Here is a 16,013-nt window from a genome sequence, read left to right on the forward strand (position 1 = left end):
ATTAGCAGAACGTCCCATGCCAATCATTGTGCAGAAGTTCGGCGGCAGTAGCGTCGCCACTCCCGAAAAAATTCTCGCCGCTGCTCGCAAGGCAATTCGCGCGAAGCAAGAAGGTAACCAGGTAGTGATGGTCGTCTCGGCGATGGGCGACACGACCGACGACCTGATTGACCTGGCCAATCGCATTACCGATAAGCCCCCGGCGCGCGAAATGGACATGCTCCTCTCGACCGGCGAGCAACAAAGTTGCGCGCTGATGGCAATTGCCATCAGCTCGCTAGGGCACAAAGCCGTCAGCTTGACCGGCGCACAGATCGGCGTGAAGACGGACGCTACTTTCCGCAAAGCGCGCATCAAGAGCATCGAAACAGCCCGGCTGAAGAAGCTGCTTGACGAAGGGAATATCATTATCGCCGCAGGCTTTCAGGGGATCGATGACGACTTTAATATCACCACACTCGGTCGTGGCGGCAGCGATACCACGGCGGTCGCGCTGGCAGCTGTATTGCGTGCCGATGCCTGCGAAATCTACACCGACGTTGATGGCGTCTATACGACCGACCCGCGCGTGATTCCCGAAGCACGGCGCGTGAGCCGCATCAGCTACGACGAAATGCTGGAATTGGCCAGCCTTGGCGCGGGGGTGATGCACAGTCGCAGCATCGAATTCGGCAAGAAGTTTGATACGCCGATCCACGTCCGCAGCAGTTTCACAGATGTTCCCGGTACCATGATCGTCACCGAGCCGGAACGGCCCGATATGCCGGTCTGCGGCGCTGCCATCACCAAGGACGAAGCCCGCATCACCGTGCAAGGTATTCCCGATAAACCGGGAACCAGCCTCGAGATCTTCTCGAGAATCGCCGCGCGCAACATCTCGGTCGATATGATCGTGCAAAATGTGGGCGAAAGTGGCAAAGCCGATATCTCGTTCACCGTTCCCAAGAATGAACTCGATGCTTCGCTGGACGCCGTGCGCGAAGGTGTGAAGTTGGTCGGCGCCGGAACAATCACCTCGGACGACAACGTGGCCAAGGTTTCCGTCGTCGGTCTGGGAATGGCTCGGCAAACGGGCGTGGCCGAAAAGATGTTCCGCGCACTGGCAACGGCGGGCATCAACATCGGCATGATCACAACCAGCGAAATCAAAATCTCAGTTCTGGTTCCTCGCGACCAATCGCAACAAGCGCTGCGAGTCGTACACTCGTCGTTCGAACTCGAAAAAGCACCGACGACTCCCATCAAACCATGGATGCCCAAGCATATCGGCACCGATGCAGCTGCAGTTGTTGCCAGGCTGCAAGGTCTGAACATGGAAGACCTGACCATCGACGATGTTTCGCTTGATTCGACGCAGGCTCGCGTGACGATTCTCGGCGTACCGGACACCCCGGGCATCGCGGCCAAAGTTTTCGAAGAGGTTGCCGCTGCCGGAATCTTTGTCGACATGATCGTGCAGAGCTACCCAACGACTGAGGCACTGGCAACGCTCAGCTTCACGGTGCCGCAGGAACAACTGGAACACAGTGTTACCGTTGCCAAGAAAGTCGCGGCAAGTCTGGCTTGCCGTGGAGTGACGAACAGCCCTAAGATTGCCAAGCTTTCGGTTTCTGGCGTCGGTTTGCGGACGCATACGGGTGTCGCCATTCGCATGTTCCGCTCGCTGGCCGAAGCCGGCATCAATCTCGACTTGATCAACACGAGCGAAGTCCGTGTAAACGTCGTCGTCGATGGTGCGCAGGGAGAGAAGGGACTGAAGCAATTGCAAACTGCCTTTGCAGATGTGTTGCGCTAGTTCTCTCCCGTTCAAAAGCTTAGATCATGTCGCTGCACCTTTCTCGCAACTGGATGTGAGCGGGCGCGCTAGTCTTCACGCTGATTGAAGCTGCTGAATCTGCTCGTGCAAATCAACCAGTTTTTTAGAGATGCCGCTTTCGGCCTTGTCGTTAAAGCTTGTCTTCACGCAATCCAAGCCGCGACAAGGCCGAATCGCCCCAGTGCGACTTAAGCCGTCGCACGGCCAAAGATCATTCGACCAGCGCTGGTTTGCAGCACGCTGGTGACTGAGATCTTCACTTCTTTGCCGACGTGTTCGCGGCCCCCTTCAACGACAATCATAGTGCCGTCGTCAAGATAACCAACGCCCTGGCCAGCTTCTTCGCCCGGCTTCACAATTCGCACGGCCAGAGCTTCGCCCGGTAAGAAAACGGGCTTAAGCGAATTGGAGATGTCGTTCAGGTTGACGACTTGCACGTTGTGCAGCTTGGCAACCTTGTTCAAGTTGTAGTCGCCGGTGACAACCTTGCCACCGAGATGCTTGGCGAGCAGAACCAGCTTCATATCGACCGGCTGATTGACGAACTCAGGCATTTCGCGGTCGTATATCTTCAGGTCGATGTTCTCGTTGCTGCGCAAGCGATTGAGCACATCGAGCCCGCGACGCCCGCGCGCGCGGCGCAATTTGTCGCTGCTATCAGCGATGGCCTGCAGTTCGTTCAGCACGAAGCGCGGCATGATTAGCTGACTCTCGAGCACATTGGTTTCGGCAAAATCGGCGATGCGACCATCGATTACCACACTCGTATCGAGAATAAACGGCTTCAGGCCCTTTACTTCCTTGGCGAATTCCACGTAGGGAATAATGAAGCGAAAGTCGTCCTTGGTTTGCAACAGCACGCTGATACACGTGTAGCAAAGCACCATGCCGAGCATCAATTGCACGACGATGCGAGCAATGGGGACCTCGCGGTTATTGGGGTCTGCTTCGGGGAGCAGCGGTGCCAAGGCAAGCATCAAGATGTAGGTCAGCAGAACACCAATGAGTAGGCCAAAATAAACCCCCGAAATGACGTCGATCTGCTTGCGTGGAACAAAAATATCGGCGGCAATTACGGAGCCCGCAAGGAGCAAGATCCCAAAGAAGATCATCCACGGAATAGCCGGCGACCCCGTATAGTCGCGCAATAAGCCGACGAACAGGGTGGCCACACCGCTGGCGACAAGCATGAACACGCAACGAAGAACAAGCAGTGCCATCTGGCTGAAGAATCACAGGCAAAAGGGAGGGCCAGCCGCGGAAAAATATGAGTTACTACTGCGCGGCCGGGGAAAAAGGGCAGGCATTTCCCACACGAAGTATAGGCCACAGCTGCCCAATCAGCCACCGGATAACGGTCGCGGTCGCACGACTTAACGCGGTTTTCGCGCTATCGAAACTTGATTTGCCGTTAAAATCGCTCACTGCCCCGAACTCGATCAACAATTTCACCGAAGCCACCGTTCCGGACGAAAACGATTCAAGGCTACGCGAGTAGTGAATTATCGCGTACGACGGAAGTCGTCGCCTGACGAATGAACTGTCGCGTACGTAGCGTTTCAGTGACTTGAGAAAGGGTTGTACGGGCGGCCGCTTCCGTCGGGACGAGCCGGCCGGTGATGCTCCCTTTCGTGCTATTAATCGTCTCGGGCTTGAGGGCAGGGACAACGCCATGAGTTGTGTGTTGCATCACCTGGTTGCGACCACCGGCCTTGGCCGAATACAGCGCGGCATCGGTTCGCGAGAGAAGGCCAGCAACATCGTCTTGCGGCAAGACCTCGGCCACGCCACAACTGACCGTGACAGGTGAGAGCTTTTCGATCGTGGTCCGCATCCTCTCTGCAAAAGCCACGGCCCCGCGTAGACCAGTGCCAGGCAGCACGGCCACGAATTCTTCGCCACCATAACGGCAGATGACATCCGACTCGCGCGCATACTGATCGAGCATCTGGCCAACCTGCTTCAGGACTTCATCGCCCCGCGACAAGCCCTGCTCGGTGTTCAGATGTTTAAAGTGGTCGATGTCGAACATCGCGACGGAGCAGACCAATCCATACCGCCTATGCATATCGAGCTGCGAAGCCAGCATGGTTTCCAGCGACTTGCGATTCCCCAGCCCGGTCAGGTTATCGGTACGCACTTCACTGAACGACATCAGCTGATTGGCTTGTTGGCGGATCAACTCGTACGCTTGCGCTAACCGTTCGGTCAGGTGCTGCGTCGGTTCAAGGAGCTTTTCTGTTTCATTGGCCAGTTGGCCCATCGGTTCGTGCTCTTGAATTTCACCCGCTTCGGTCAAGTCGCGCAATCGGCTACGAAACTTCCCGAGGCTTCCTTGATGCGTCGCCAAATCGCGACGCACCTGCTGCGCAACCTTCTCCAAGTCGCGAATGATTCCCCGGGCCCGCTTCAGCTCGCGCCGCAGCTGCGCGTCATCGCTGAGAACGGGTTGCGTACGCTGGCCAAAGCAGTAGCCAATTACGGCAATGGCAGCCAAAGCGACCGAAGCCGGCAAACCCAAAGTCAAAATATCCATGGCGAATGTCTCAGTCGGGCAGTTGAAGGCAGGCGGGATGATTTCAGGCAGAGTCAGGCAGGGGGACCAACGGCGAACAGTTGCATCGACTACATGCGAGTGTTCATGCCGTGCATGCAGGCTACTCCAACCACCACTAGCACCACGGCAATGCCGATCCAGTGGGTTGTTTCCATTTGGTTGATCTGGCGAATGAGCAGATCCATGTATTTCGATACTTTGTCCATCTGACGGATGCTCCGCAAAAAGTTCGCGACCAGGCTGGACGTACGCGACTGGCGCGTACGCCCCCTAGTTCAAGCGTAGCTTATGGTTAAGTCGCGTCTCGGCGGGTTAAGATGTCGTCCTCGCAGCCGCCAGCAGACGGCCTGCGCGACATAATCGGAGCGACCGGACCATGCCAACAAAACACTCCCCCGCGAATCACTTCCTGGACTTGCGAGCCGGCGGTCGCATGCTAAAATTCATAGTCTCCCGTTAAGGGGCCGTAGCTCAATTGGTTAGAGTACCGGACTGTCGATCCGGTGGTTGCGGGTTCGAGCCCCGTCGGCCTCGCTTTAAAGGCTCGCTGTCTGTAATGGACAGCGGGCCTTTTTCTGTTGACAGGCAATGACTTACGCTAGTTGCTAGCCATTTCGGCCCGGGAGCCGTCAAGCTGCCCAGTTGGTCTCTGGTTGACTCCGCGGTGCTGGAACAGTCAGTAGTTGGTGCAAACCCTGGTGCAAACTGTGCCGGAGCTGATTCTTCACTGCCAGCGAAAGGTTCGCCACTGTTGGCTAATTCTGGCGCCGCCGCCAGTGACAGACTTGGCAGCGCGTTGAGCGCACCCTGGACATCCAGTAGCTTGGGATCGGTATAGACATTCATCGTTAGGTCGATATGAGAATGACGCATGGCCGCCTGAGCCGTTCGCGGCGACACACCTCCTTTGGAAAGGAGCGTTCCGAACGAATGCCGTAAGGCATGGACATCGACCGTGTGGCCCCGTTCATCCCTCTTGGCGATACCGGCCAGTTCCAAATCCCGATCCAGGATTTTGATCAGCTGCTGTGGTACGACAAACAGCAATTCATCCGCCGCTAGCTTCTTTGCCCCTGCTGCTGACAAAGCAATAGTAAGCTTCGTTTCGGCGTCAGCAATGCCCCGTTGGCGGTTCAAGCGATCAACGAGCCACCCACGCAAATCAGCAGCCAGATCAGCTCGCAGTGGAATCGAAGAGCCTTGCCGGTTCTTCTCATCAGCAGCATGGAGTTCTAGAAACGGAACCTGAGCGTCCAGACGGACTTGCCCGGCCGTCAGCGAAGCCAGTTCCCCCTTACGCAGCCCGGTCAGCACCAGGGTCTTGTAGATGAGTGCCCGTTCCCTGCCGAGCCATTCCAACTGCTGCACAAGCGCCGGATTCTTTGCCAGCTTTTCACGTGCTCGCTTCGTTGCTGACTCCAATGCCGAAAGCTCCAGGGGGAGGTACGACCAGCCTCGACGCTGACGTTTCTCGGCAGGTTTCTGCGAACGAATTGTCGCGCGACCATATTCTGCTAACGGGCGAAAGCGGGCCACATGCAGAAGTGTCTGCAGCTCGCTTTCTGTCAACGCTCGACGCTGCCTGGTACGACCGGCGTTTTCGTCGGCCCGCTTGACCTTGGCCAGCGGGTTTACGAGCAAGCGGCCGCGCTCAACGCACCATTTGCAAAACCCTCGCACGGCTTGCAGGTAGGAATTGCGGGTACGGGCAGCCATGCGCTTGCTAGCTTTCGACTTGGCAACGAGCCATTGTTCGACGGCCTCAGCGTTGATGTCCGCCAGTGACCGAATCTCAAGGTCGAGAAAGATCCGTTCAGCAAGCCGCTTCGTTCCGGAAACGTGAGTACTTGATGCTCCACCGACCTCCAGATGAGCCAGGTATGCGGCGAAGTGCTTAGCAATTGGGATGCCTTGGAAATCGACGACAGCATCTTCGGTTGCTGTGCGTAGGCCGCTACGGACCCGATCTGCCCGCTGTTCCAGTTCTTGCAAGACCGCCCTAGCTGCGGTTTCGTCCTTACATCCGGTTGGGACTTCGCGCACGACCCCTGAACCATCCCGGTACTTAGCGATGTAGGTACGCGAGGTGATAATGATCCGATCAGAGCCATCGCGCCCCTTTGTCAGTGGAGCAGTCTTATTCCTGCCCTGCGAATCTTTCCAGCGAGCGCACCGCTCTCCTTTACGCTGGAAGATTTCAACGGATTTCGGCAGCCGTTTGGTGACGGTCTTCTTGTAAACAGAGCCCATTTACGATTCTCCCCTAAAACTCTCGTGGTCGCAAAGACCGATGAATTTTCAACTGCTACTTTTGGACTGGCGAGCCGCCACTGAAGCGGATAGCCACGCTGTGGTTCATACCCGCTCTTCCATTGGCATAAGACAATGCGCCTGGCATCTAGTTCGTCAACATCCTCTTCGCTTGCCCCCGTTCATGATTGCAAAACTATGTTCAGTCCCGAAAAACCGTGGCGGGTAACGTTTAAGTGCCACGGAGTGAGGCAAGTGATTGCTCTGGCCACATACCGTGCGCAAATGACACCCTGGTTTTTCTTGATTTACGAGTTGAGATACTTGGTTGCAAGCTCCGGGTCAGTGCACCAGAGGTCCAGCGACTGATGCTTGCCATCCTTATTCCAGCTTTCTGGGCGCTCAATGTTGATGTCCACTTGCGGCTTCAAAACCGGAAAATACTCCTTTACGGCGTTGCGCATTACCGCGGCGGTCACTTTCGCGACGGCGGCCAATTGATGCCTGGGTGCCTCGAACACAAACGCATCGTGAAGTGGGAGCAGAAGTCTCGCACTGTACTGTGGATAAAGCCGATAGAGGCGATTCCCCGCCGCTTTAAAGACAACAGCTGCCGATCCCTGAACCGGCGTGTTGCGCATCCAGTTCGTCTCCCACTGGGTTAGCAGGCCTTCCCGCCCGCGATAGCGTCGGACGCCTGTGACTAACTCCACATAGCCGCGAATCTGACCATAATCGGCAGCCTGCTTCAGCGCACGCGCCAGTTCCGGGAACAGACCGAGGAACTCGTCCAGCTGTTGCTGGGCGGAGTGTTGGGCAATCCCTAGCTGGGTTGATAACCCACGAGCTGTAATGTTATAGATCGTGGCCAGCGTGAAGACTTTCATCCGGGACCGCTCAACTTTATACCACTTCTTGAATTCCCCATCAGGCAATTTGATTGCCTCGGATGGAAGTTGGCTGTGGTAGTACTTTTTCGCCATCCTGGAATACACATCGCCGGAATTGAACATCTCAACCAATCGCGGTTCGCTGTATAAAGCAGCTGCGATGCCAACCTCTATCTGCGACAGATCTACTTCTCCGATTCCCCTGGTCTGAGTGTTTTGGGGTACAACGAGCGGGCGCAGGGCCTTGCCAATGCCGCCAATGTTGGGCCAGCGCATGCTGTTACGGGTGGACTCAGCGCCCAGTTGCCGGTGGTCAGGATGACAACGACCGTCGGCGCCGATCAATTCACCACTGAACATCTTGTCGTTTAACAGCCGCCGAATTCGGCGGCACTGTCGCAGTTTAGCAATCGCCGGATCGCGGTCTTCAATTGCTTCCAGGCGGTTATCATCGAACGAGTATTCGTCCCCTTGGCGGAAATATTCGAGCAGTCCTTTCTTCTGCATGAACCGCTCGACCTGTCGCTGGTTGTTCGCGTTTTCCAATCCGTGGTCTTGCAACTCTGCGGAGAGCCGTTTGAAATTCGCCACGCAGGCTTGGTGAACCTGTGCCAGCCGTTTGGGGCAGAGGTAAATACCGTCATAGTGCATTCGGGCGTTGGTCACCGCCCATGGCATTTCTACTGTTTGCAGGTGAGTAAGTGCATTGGTTCGCATCGCTTCGTTGACCTGCAGCGAATAGAGAAGGCCCACGGCCACCGCATCTGCAGCGGAGTAGTCAATTTGTCGCTGGGAAAACGGTCGTCCTACCCTGTGCCCGAGGAACGACCTTCGGCGTTCTTCTTTGCTGCCGGCAAATGGGTGCTCAATACCATGCTGGCGGCAAACTGAAACTAGGTCGCACCGGTTCGCAATTTCTTGCTCTGAGCCATACTTGGTGTACACACTTCGCGTGCCATCGTCTTGGTTCCGCGGCTGATTGCGAACGTGGAACCGACCCAACAACTGGCAGCGTTGGGCCACCCAGGAATCCCAGAGTACTCGTGGCTCGCGCAGCCCCAGCTGCCATAGACATTGCAGGTTCGCAGACGCAAAATGGCAACAGAACGATAACGGCAGATCCAGCACAGCCTGCACGTACGGCAGCACGGCCGAGTTGTCCACGCCCGCTACAAACCGGAACAGTTGGACCTTTCCATCTTGGTGGGTCTCGATAAGCGCGAAACTGAAGAGCAACGGGACGACTGACCGCGGGTCATTCCAAAGTTGCGACTGGCCATCGAGAACCTTCACCACCACGCCGGGGCGAGAGTACTGTACCTCAGTAACAAATCCGACGTGCGTTACGGGCCGCTGGCGGACGAACTCGACCATCGCCTGCCCGCCAACCTCGTCCCCTACAAAATGAATATTCGACTCATAGTAGGCCGCTGAACGAAGCAGGACTGGTGTGGCTGGTGCTGCTTGGGGGTTAGCTTCTGACCGTTCCAGCCGCGCTTCCCAGCCGGGCAAAAGGAACTTTCTGAATATGTCACTTGTCATAAGTATGGGGTCCATCGTTTTGTTCGCAACTCTTTCAGGTGGGACACAATCCATAAGTACATTGCTTAATAAGGCTTTGTGTCTACCACTTCTGGGTGGTGCGGCGGGACACGGTTCGTCTGGAAAGGCCCAACTCAGTAGCAATTTGCTGGTTTGAGGCGCCCTGTGCTTTACGGCGCTGGATATGGGCTGCTTGGACCACTCGAAGGCTGCGATCGGCATCGCGACGGCTGAGAACCTCGAAATAAGCGCGGGCCTGGGCGAGAGAATCAAACTCCACATCGAAATCTACGTTGGGCAGCTTTCCAGTGTGGAAAGTAATGACCTCCCGCGGCTTCGTAAAAGGCCTAACGCGGCCAATTGCCTGCACGATAACGTCGCCCTCCTGTTGCACCAAAATGTCTTGGGCGAGCGCAGGAATAGCGGTGCTTCGGGAGGCAGGATTGCCGACCTCAGCGAGTCGGCCCCTTAGGGAATCGTAGCGAATCTCGACCCTCCATCCGCCGTCCACTGGGTCAAGATCTTGCAAAGTTCGCTCAATAGCCTCGGGATTTGCGTAGTAGCTCATCAAGCAATAGGCAGCGTCGAACTCCTCGAAACGATTGATGCCGGACACCCCATAGTTAATTAGCGGAACGTTCACGGGGTCGGCAAGGCAATGCGAGTCCCAGTTCTCGGTAATCACACGAGCATTGGAGATACCAAGCCGTACAAGACAAGCCTGAAGCCCATTGGAGCAGGTTGGGATAAACCGTTTGCGAGCAATTAGCAAAGTGCGTTTGCCGGCGCGAATGTTTCGAGCTATCTTTTCTGCGTAGAAGTCAAAGATCTGCGGCGCATTTCCGGGAAAGTACTTAGCGGCTCCACCGATCCAATTCAAATTGAAGAATCGAGTGTTTGGGTTTGAAAATCGATGGTCAGCGTAGGGCGACGTTGGTGATTTGCGGTTCGAGTCTGGATCTGTACGATAACCAACCAGATGTGACGCTGTCGAAGCGGAAAAGACAACGTACTCTTTGCCGAGCCGTACTGGCGCGGCGAAAGAAAGATTCCCTTCGCGCAGTCGGCGAGAGCGAACGTCCGATTTTCCAAATGCGCCGAGATCAAAGCCTAGAAACTGAAAGTCACGCCCTGCACGCTGACGACCGAGACGCTGAGTCGCAATCGCCCATTTGCGTGAACCGCGCGGTGCGGTCCAAGAATTCAACCTCAAATCACTTTCGCTGGCTGCGATCAGTGTCTCGGTCCAGCGAACCCATTCCTTGGGAAGCTCGCCTAACTTCGAGTCGGCTGATAATTGCCGCTGGATCGTGAGAAACTGTGACAGTCCCACGGCTGTGATTGAGCGGCGCCGATCGTGGAGCAAGATATTAGATTCGTCGACAAGAGTCAGCATCCGCTTAGCCCGAATGGTCTTCCGCATACGGCTGACGAATTCGGTGTCAAGGTTTAGGTGCTGTTGCGTCGCAACAATTACCTTCTGGCCATGCAAGGCGCTATACTGACGGGGCCAAGTGCAGGTAGCAAACAGTGGGCAAGTATGGCAAAGTTCCATACGCCCGAGCTAGGCGCATCCGCTCTTCTCAAAGCTTTGCCATTCACGGTTAAGGTCGCCACACCGTTGAAACGGGCGAGGCCGCAGTACACTGCGTTCAACCGATGCCGGCAGACGCTTCAATACTTCCTCAAGGATATCGTTGCGTGGTACCATAAGTAACACGGCATCAAATTTTGTGTCGTCTTTCGATATGTGCTGAATAATCCTTATAATCAACTCTGTCTTTCCGACACCAACGGGCAGATTGATCAGTAGCCGACCGTCAGCGTGGGTCAATTGCTGCAGGGCGTGCCGACCAGTAAGGCCCTGGCGAAAGTCCGCCAGGGCCATGAAACCATCAACTCGCACTGCCATGGTTAAATCTGCACCCCCAGCACGTTCATGGACGCGGCAATCTCAGGGTATGTTGCCAGCAGCTCGTTGGTGATCCGTTGGTACACACTAGCGATGTCCAGTTCACCCTTTTCGAAGCGCTCGCCAAAGATACGAATCGACGATGCCCCATCATCTGCTCCAGGTGGCAGAGGAACCCAGTTCAAGCTGTAGTCGTAGGCGGCCGTTTTTTGCACCGTGACGACAAGCGGATTCTTTCGCGACATAAAGTGCTTCAGCATTTCGCGCACCTGGGGCAAGAGTGCTCCGGGGCGACTATCCGGTCGGATTTCAAGGACCCCCACGTTCCTGACCGTCACGTCGTAAATGGGCAGCAAGGACTGCAGCGTGACTTTAATGCCCACTCGGCAGAGCAAGCAGCCTGACCCGTTGCACTGGACAGAGCCCCTCAGCTTTGCGATGTCAGGCCAATGCGTTTCGACCTGTACGACCCCGGCGGTGAAAGGGACCAACAGCCGCGTATTATCGCCAACCCGAATAAGACGCACTGCAGCGTTCGTAGTCTCCTCAGTCGCCACTGGCCATGCTTCGAACGCACTGACCATCTCCGACGACTTGCGATCGCGAGAGGTCGCTTCCTGCGTGGTTTGCACGTGCGATTGGTGGGAACGCCCGGTTTTGGTCGACCCGCCGTACGGCTGCTGACTTGCCGCGCTCGACAGTGGCGAGGATTTCGGGTTTGGCGGCAGCACAAGGTTTTTTTTCTCGGTGTTGCGCGAGCGGTTAATCGGACCCATTACATGGTCCCCTTTGCTGGCTGGGCCCGAACCGGCCGACAACCGTTCGCGATCCAGTACGCGATAACATCGCGGTCCCAACGCACTAGTGCGCCGATACGCACTGGCGGTGGCATCTTGCCGCCATCGACTAAGCGGTACACATGCCGTTGCGAACAAGCGAGAAGCTCAGACACGTGCGCAACAGTGATCAGTTGCACGTTTTCAGAATCAGCCATCCACACCCTCCTCCATTAGTAACAATCGCTGACCGCACCGTGCGGTTCGCAGCCCAATGATCGAGAAGGTGGGAGCAGCGGGCGAAGCGTTGATTCGATCGACTAAACCCCCGCACGCTAGATCCGAGCTCGGTCAACGCTTCATTAACGCTTGAGCAATGCTCGGTCTTGGCTTGTCGTCTGTTGAATGTCGCACGTCTGAACTGGACACTTGGTTCAGAACATGTTGCCAGCGGTAAGTCGGCGCGAAGTTGGCTCCAGCACTCAAGAGTACTGTCCGACGACTGTGGATATGGCCGGCGAAACCTTGCCAGCGACCTACATTCGCAGCAACGATGCGAAGCCAATGCCGAACGACAAGGCACTGAGGGAAGTGACTGCCGATATGGTCACACCAAGCCAACGAGAACAGCGGAAGTGGTGGCGGCAGTCGTAGAGACTGGCTGGCAGACCCAAATAGTCCCAATGGATTGAAAACTATCTTGCGTGGTGGGATCTGCCTTCCAAATGACCCGTCGCAGCTGTCCACTTCACCCGCCAAGAACTCGGCGATTCGGGGTAAGTCAGAACGCCGGCGCGGGTTCGGATTTCATATCCAACATGGTCGGACAGTACCCATTCAAAATAGCCAAGACATCTTTCATCTAACGTTGAGTTCATTCGCTGTCTTGACCCGAAACGCTGCGCGCGTCTCTGAGCGACATCCTTAAGTACCACTTATGCGAATTGGGGCCTTGCGATCTCCAAATTCGCCCGCGATTGTCACACCCAAAGCAGCCATCAGTGGACTTTTTTCCGGCATGACGATTGGTTCGCAACGTTGCAATCTTTACTCGCTCAACATTCGCTGCTTCCTTAGCGCTAACCCAGAGAGGCGAGGCTCTATCAAACGCTGGGACTGCCGTCATTAACTTATCCAGCTCGGCATTGGCATCAAAAACTGCTTCCGAACCATTTCGTGGAAATTGAGCCAAATTAGGTTTGTCGGTATCTTCGATAGTGATTGCCACCGGACAATTTCCTGCAGTGACAGCGGTTGCTGTGAGAAGGTTGCCCTCATTTTCGGCCAGCAAGTCCGCGTAATGGTATTTGGGCGACAAAACATCAAGTCGTAAAGCTCGCTTCCCTTCTTCTACAAGATTTCTCAGGCATTCTCGAACACGCTTCAAAGCTTCGCGCAGGTTAAGCGCTTCGTCAGTCGTCAACCGGATTCGCATCCGGGTTGAACGGGCCGAATCTTCTACTGCATACAACGATGGTTCGAACAGGGACCAGAGGTCGGCCATCCCATCGATATCTGGCGAGGAGTTCAGATAGCACAAGCTAGATTTCAGATCAGAGGCGTATTCCGCGCCAAGTGGCAAGTCGAACTTCCGTGTCGAATCAATCCTAGGCCGCTGCAATGCGGTACCAATGCGATCATAACACTGATCAATAATTTCTGAATTGCGAACAAGAGCGTCAAATATTATCTCGCGAATAGGCGAGACATTCGAGGCATTCGATCCCTCACTATGGACGACGACACCGGGGTTCAATGAAGCCTTCAGCCACGTCTCGAAAATGCAGTGCTCGGCTTCATGAGCTGCATCAACAATCAGCTGATATCTGTGCTCAGAATAAATCACAAAGTTCAAAAAATCTTTGCTCCAACTCTCGGCCTCCTGCACAGAAAATCATTCAGGCATTCCAAATATGTCAACCATGAGTTTTAAACGCTGCTCTTGGACAACTCCCTTTAGTGCCTGTGCTACGTTGAGCGACGCAGTCATAGCTGCAGGGGTGATGGAGGAGCGGTCGAGGTTGCGTTCAACGTCGATTCTTTGATTGGCGAGGGATTTGCGAATCTCCAGAATACACGAACCCCCCTTCCTCCCAAGTTCCTCAAACTGAGCCACAAGTTCTAGGATTCGCGTTAACTGCACCGCACTTCTGCGGCACTGTCTTACGTCTGCAAGGATGCGTCTGAATTGGCGAATTGTTTCAGCCAGCAGTGATAGTTCTTTGGGCAGAACGTGGTGGGTGGCTTGGTCCAGGCGGTAAAGCAGATCTTTTTGGCGAATTTCGCCCTGCGAGATCACTTCCCAACTTTCATCCTCACTGACCACAGGTCTTTGATTAGCAGTCGCGTCAGTTTTGCAACGCATATTCAAGGCAAAATCTATGGAGAAGCTAAACAGCCTTTCGGCGCGATCGAGTACGACTTTGAGCAATTCGGAGTTCATCTGCGTCGCCACCTGTATTCGCTTTCCTACCCAGCGGCGGCTGGGTCCCCTGCTCGACCAACTAAATTTCTGACGGAAACGCGTCACAATACATTGACGCCAGATTAGCATCTGAGCGATCGCATTGCTTCATTTGTCCGCAATTCTGGGTCTACACAGCGGTGGTTGACGGACGGGAAGAGGGCAGATGTGGTTTTCTCTTCAACCCGCATACGGCTCCTCTCGGCCTATCTTGCGATTGCGGTTTTCACCCCAGCTTCTTGAAAGGAGGTGCGCTTGCAGCTCACCACGTTGGTTGTCTGTTTTTCGTTGGCCTTGGCGGCTTTGGCGGTAGCTTTGGTGCGGCAAGTTCGGCTGCACCGAGCGACTCGAAGACTGCTGGGAAGGTTTGTTCAGCACAGGAGAACTTGTAAGCATGAAACACCTCGGTCTCGTGATCGTCGCCGTCGCAGGCTACGGCCTCGCCGGTTGCAGCACCGACGAACGCCTGGCGGACCTGGCTCAGCAGGTCACGCATGAACAGGCTGCTCAGAATGAACGGATGGCTGAAGCCTCCCGGACTGTAGCCCAGGGAAGCCAACAACTCGTCGAGGCCGATGCGCAGGCTCGCCGTGAACTAATCGACCTTCAGCACGAGCTGCGTCGCGACCAGGCAGGAATTGCTCAGCAGCGCGACGTATTGGAGGTCGAACGACGGGAGCTCGCCCAGGCTCGACACAAAGAAGCACTTATTACCAGCGGGCTTACCGCCGTGGGAATGCTACTCGCAGCCCTGGCTCCGCTGGTGATTGCTGCTATTTCACTCGTTGGTCTGTGGCGAGAGACAACGAAAGAAGAGGAGGGGCAGGTATTCATCGAAGAGCTTGCCCACTGCTTACTGGCTGAGCAACGGCCTTTGCTGCCGGAGCCCGCTCGTTCAAGACTCGAAACACCGGACGAGGATCAACAGCCTCCGCCCTTCTAGAACGCTCACCCATCGAATCACCTTCACCCAGAAAGGTCTGCATGTCACATATCGTTCAGATACAAACTCAGGTGCGTGATAGTGATGCCGTCCGCGCTGCCTGCTTGCGGCTGAAATTGCCAGCTCCCGTACATGGAACTGCACGCTTATTCACCACCTCCGTCACTGGCTTGGCCGTCCAGTTACCGGGCTGGAAATACCCGGCCGTCTGCCAGCTGGAAACCGGCCAGGTTCAAATCGACAACTTCAATGGTCACTGGGGACGGCAGCAAGAGCTAGACCGGTTCCTGCAGGCCTATGCGGTCGAGAAGGCCAAGCTCGAAGCTCGTCGCAAAGGTTTTGTCGTGCAAGAGCAGCCTCTTACTGATGGTTCGATCAAACTTGTCATTCAAGTAACAGGAGGTGTCGCTTGAACAGGATCATTGAAGTAACGATCTCTCCTACCGGCGAGACACGTTTGGAAACTCACGGCTTTGCGGGCGGAGCCTGTCGACAAGGTAGTCAGTTTCTCGAACAGGCATTGGGCGCAATGCTGCTGGAAAAGCTCACGCCCGAGTTCTACGCCAGCCAAGTCAACCAGGACCAGGTCGCTCGACAGCAGGGTTGCAGTCCTTAGGAACTCCCGAGAGCCCAGCTGCAGTCCCTCTTGGCTGCGACCTTGCCGGTTTAAGCCAGTCTCCAAGGTCGCTAGTTTCTGTGCGGTCTTGGTGTCTCGCAATCTCTTAATTATGCGAGAGCTAGTCCGCACCAAGCTCAAAACAGCAGAAAGCGACCTGGGTCAGGTTGCACGCCTCAAACGCCACGCTTGAGGGCTGCCTTCATTGTCGGCATTGGTTGCACCTTCTGACATACCGTTCCCGGCA

The 16,013-nt window shown here is 55.6% G+C and carries 15 protein-coding genes, 1 tRNA gene and 1 pseudogene; 6 read left to right on the forward strand and 11 right to left on the reverse strand.

The annotated features are described in order from the left end of the window. Positions 1-16: 16 nt before the first annotated feature. Positions 17-1,795, forward strand: a complete 1,779-nt coding sequence (locus ETAA8_RS31060) for an aspartate kinase (protein ID WP_145098294.1) — start codon at positions 17-19, stop codon at positions 1,793-1,795. A gap of 209 nt (positions 1,796-2,004) precedes the next feature. Here the strand turns inward: ETAA8_RS31060 and ETAA8_RS31065 are convergent, their stop codons facing one another. The 3 genes from ETAA8_RS31065 to ETAA8_RS35055 all read right to left on the reverse strand — a co-directional run bounded on the left by ETAA8_RS31065 (position 2,005) and on the right by ETAA8_RS35055 (position 4,579). Continuing rightward, a complete protein-coding gene (locus ETAA8_RS31065; RefSeq protein WP_145098298.1) occupies positions 2,005-3,036 on the reverse strand; it encodes a PIN/TRAM domain-containing protein in 1,032 nt (343 codons plus the stop codon). A 266-nt stretch (positions 3,037-3,302) separates the two neighbouring features. After that, positions 3,303-4,352, reverse strand: a complete 1,050-nt coding sequence (locus ETAA8_RS31070) for a GGDEF domain-containing protein (RefSeq protein WP_145098301.1) — start codon at positions 4,350-4,352, stop codon at positions 3,303-3,305. An 89-nt stretch (positions 4,353-4,441) separates the two neighbouring features. After that, positions 4,442-4,579, reverse strand: a complete 138-nt coding sequence (locus ETAA8_RS35055) for a hypothetical protein (protein WP_202921374.1) — start codon at positions 4,577-4,579, stop codon at positions 4,442-4,444. 254 nt (positions 4,580-4,833) lie between these two features. Between ETAA8_RS35055 and ETAA8_RS31075 the strand changes: the two genes are divergently transcribed. After that, positions 4,834-4,907, forward strand: a tRNA-Asp gene (locus tag ETAA8_RS31075). A gap of 351 nt (positions 4,908-5,258) precedes the next feature. Here ETAA8_RS31075 and ETAA8_RS36005 read toward each other — a convergent pair. From ETAA8_RS36005 to ETAA8_RS31100, 6 genes and pseudogenes are all read right to left on the reverse strand, one after another. Further along, a pseudogene (locus ETAA8_RS36005) lies at positions 5,259-6,623 on the reverse strand (tyrosine-type recombinase/integrase); the annotation flags it as partial. 308 nt (positions 6,624-6,931) lie between these two features. Next, a complete protein-coding gene (locus ETAA8_RS31085; protein ID WP_202921375.1) occupies positions 6,932-9,070 on the reverse strand; it encodes a DNA polymerase in 2,139 nt (712 codons plus the stop codon). Between the two features lie 67 nt (positions 9,071-9,137). Beyond that, on the reverse strand, positions 9,138-10,478 hold the full coding sequence (locus tag ETAA8_RS35060; RefSeq protein ID WP_202921376.1) for a helix-turn-helix domain-containing protein: 1,341 nt from the start codon (positions 10,476-10,478) through the stop codon (positions 9,138-9,140). Between the two features lie 141 nt (positions 10,479-10,619). Continuing rightward, the gene (locus ETAA8_RS31090) at positions 10,620-10,967 is read right to left on the reverse strand and encodes a DEAD/DEAH box helicase family protein (protein WP_145098306.1); all 348 of its coding nucleotides are present in this window, start codon (positions 10,965-10,967) and stop codon (positions 10,620-10,622) included. Positions 10,968-10,969: 2 nt separating this feature from the next. Beyond that, complete coding sequence (locus ETAA8_RS31095) at positions 10,970-11,362, reverse strand: hypothetical protein (protein ID WP_145098309.1); 393 nt, start codon at positions 11,360-11,362, stop codon at positions 10,970-10,972. Positions 11,363-11,742: 380 nt separating this feature from the next. Then, entirely contained in the window at positions 11,743-11,961 is a 219-nt protein-coding gene (locus ETAA8_RS31100) for a helix-turn-helix transcriptional regulator (RefSeq protein ID WP_145098312.1), read from the reverse strand. 223 nt (positions 11,962-12,184) lie between these two features. Here ETAA8_RS31100 and ETAA8_RS31105 point away from each other — a divergent pair, with 223 nt between their 5' ends. Further along, positions 12,185-12,397, forward strand: a complete 213-nt coding sequence (locus ETAA8_RS31105) for a hypothetical protein (RefSeq protein WP_145098315.1) — start codon at positions 12,185-12,187, stop codon at positions 12,395-12,397. A 220-nt stretch (positions 12,398-12,617) separates the two neighbouring features. Here the strand turns inward: ETAA8_RS31105 and ETAA8_RS31110 are convergent, their stop codons facing one another. Then, positions 12,618-13,598, reverse strand: a complete 981-nt coding sequence (locus tag ETAA8_RS31110; protein ID WP_145098318.1) for a hypothetical protein — start codon at positions 13,596-13,598, stop codon at positions 12,618-12,620. 39 nt (positions 13,599-13,637) lie between these two features. Then, the gene (locus ETAA8_RS31115) at positions 13,638-14,186 is read right to left on the reverse strand and encodes a hypothetical protein (RefSeq protein WP_145098320.1); all 549 of its coding nucleotides are present in this window, start codon (positions 14,184-14,186) and stop codon (positions 13,638-13,640) included. A 415-nt stretch (positions 14,187-14,601) separates the two neighbouring features. Between ETAA8_RS31115 and ETAA8_RS31120 the strand changes: the two genes are divergently transcribed. Genes ETAA8_RS31120 through ETAA8_RS31130 form a run of 3 tightly spaced genes read left to right on the forward strand, consistent with a single transcriptional unit; the run spans position 14,602 to position 15,766 of the window. Further along, positions 14,602-15,150, forward strand: coding sequence for a hypothetical protein (locus ETAA8_RS31120; protein WP_145098323.1), 549 nt, complete (start codon positions 14,602-14,604; stop codon positions 15,148-15,150). A 41-nt stretch (positions 15,151-15,191) separates the two neighbouring features. Next, positions 15,192-15,563 (forward strand): DUF1257 domain-containing protein, encoded by a 372-nt coding sequence (locus tag ETAA8_RS31125; protein ID WP_145098325.1) that lies wholly within the window; start codon positions 15,192-15,194, stop codon positions 15,561-15,563. After that, positions 15,560-15,766, forward strand: a complete 207-nt coding sequence (locus ETAA8_RS31130) for a DUF2997 domain-containing protein (protein WP_145098328.1) — start codon at positions 15,560-15,562, stop codon at positions 15,764-15,766. Before ETAA8_RS31125 ends, ETAA8_RS31130 begins: the two co-directional genes overlap by 4 nt. Positions 15,767-16,013 lie beyond the last annotated feature (247 nt).

Origin of the sequence: Anatilimnocola aggregata (genome assembly GCF_007747655.1) — a bacterium.
Taxonomy (GTDB): domain Bacteria; phylum Planctomycetota; class Planctomycetia; order Pirellulales; family Pirellulaceae; genus Anatilimnocola; species Anatilimnocola aggregata.

Bases quoted from the DNA above. Each gene is read 5' to 3' on its own strand.
- ETAA8_RS31115 (WP_145098320.1), bottom strand. From the start codon at position 14,186: ATGAACTCCGAATTGCTCAAAGTCGTACTCGATCGCGCCGAAAGGCTG.
- ETAA8_RS31085 (WP_202921375.1), bottom strand. From the start codon at position 9,070: ATGGACCCCATACTTATGACAAGTGACATATTCAGAAAGTTCCTTTTG.
- ETAA8_RS31070 (WP_145098301.1), bottom strand. From the start codon at position 4,352: ATGGATATTTTGACTTTGGGTTTGCCGGCTTCGGTCGCTTTGGCTGCC.
- ETAA8_RS35055 (WP_202921374.1), bottom strand. From the start codon at position 4,579: ATGGACAAAGTATCGAAATACATGGATCTGCTCATTCGCCAGATCAAC.
- ETAA8_RS31100 (WP_145098312.1), bottom strand. From the start codon at position 11,961: ATGGCTGATTCTGAAAACGTGCAACTGATCACTGTTGCGCACGTGTCT.
- ETAA8_RS31120 (WP_145098323.1), top strand. From the start codon at position 14,602: ATGAAACACCTCGGTCTCGTGATCGTCGCCGTCGCAGGCTACGGCCTC.
- ETAA8_RS31060 (WP_145098294.1), top strand. From the start codon at position 17: ATGCCAATCATTGTGCAGAAGTTCGGCGGCAGTAGCGTCGCCACTCCC.
- ETAA8_RS31105 (WP_145098315.1), top strand. From the start codon at position 12,185: ATGTTGCCAGCGGTAAGTCGGCGCGAAGTTGGCTCCAGCACTCAAGAG.
- ETAA8_RS31125 (WP_145098325.1), top strand. From the start codon at position 15,192: ATGTCACATATCGTTCAGATACAAACTCAGGTGCGTGATAGTGATGCC.
- ETAA8_RS31090 (WP_145098306.1), bottom strand. From the start codon at position 10,967: ATGGCAGTGCGAGTTGATGGTTTCATGGCCCTGGCGGACTTTCGCCAG.
- ETAA8_RS35060 (WP_202921376.1), bottom strand. From the start codon at position 10,478: ATGCGGAAGACCATTCGGGCTAAGCGGATGCTGACTCTTGTCGACGAA.
- ETAA8_RS31065 (WP_145098298.1), bottom strand. From the start codon at position 3,036: ATGGCACTGCTTGTTCTTCGTTGCGTGTTCATGCTTGTCGCCAGCGGT.